1 protein-coding gene is annotated in these 750 nt (G+C 28.5%); it reads right to left on the bottom strand.

The genetic code is table 11. The annotated features are described in order from the left end of the window. Window positions 1-750 (bottom strand): DnaB-like helicase C-terminal domain-containing protein (locus tag RI68_RS03410; protein ID WP_017193821.1); only part of this gene is annotated, 750 nt, incomplete at both ends.

Below are 750 nucleotides of genomic sequence, written 5' to 3'. Positions count from 1 at the left end.
CCTCCATTGTCATTTCATAAGAAAATACCAAAATATGAGGATAATGAAAATTTTCTTGGTGTTTGGTTTTGGTGATATCTAAAAGAAGGTTGTAGACAAAAGTGGTTTTGCCTAAACCAGTATGTCCCCCAATAGTGATGATTTGGCCTTTTTTGAATCCTTTTGTGGCTTGATTTAAACCTTTGAAAGTTTCAGATAAACGGTAATATTCTTCTTGAATTTTTTGTTTTGCTTGGTTGTCGGTGGCAAAAAACTCAGGATAACAAGAGGATATTTGATTTAAAGTTAATAAGGTTTGGTCGGATTTGTGAGGAATAAAAGCCATAAAGTTTCTTAATTTATCAAAGATTTCTTGGTAATATAAGTTTTTAGTGTAAGGATCTTGATTTTCAAAAGAAGGATTAATAATTTTTAATAGTTGTTGGAACAGTTTTTCTTGGGTATAGGTGTGTTTTAAGTTGTCTAAGAAATCAAGGTTATTTTCCTTACTAAAATCATTGCTTAAAAAAGATAATGATTCTTTAGTAAAGTTATCTTGGGGAAAATTAGTTTGTAAATATGTTAATAACTCTTTGATTATCTCAGTTTGAGATTTTATTTTATCCCAAGGATGAGTTGTTGGTTTTTCTAAAAATAAATATTTTAAAGTTGTAAATATTTTTGTATTTTGGGAGTCAAGTAGATTTTTGGGGTTTATTATTTGGCAGTAAAGATTTAACTTTTCCCATTGACCTTGTTCGATATAATTTA

The organism is Vaccinium witches'-broom phytoplasma str. VAC (assembly GCF_000309405.1).
GTDB lineage: Bacteria > Bacillota_I > Bacilli_A > Acholeplasmatales > Acholeplasmataceae > Phytoplasma.
This window is presented reverse-complemented; position numbering and strand designations above follow the sequence as displayed.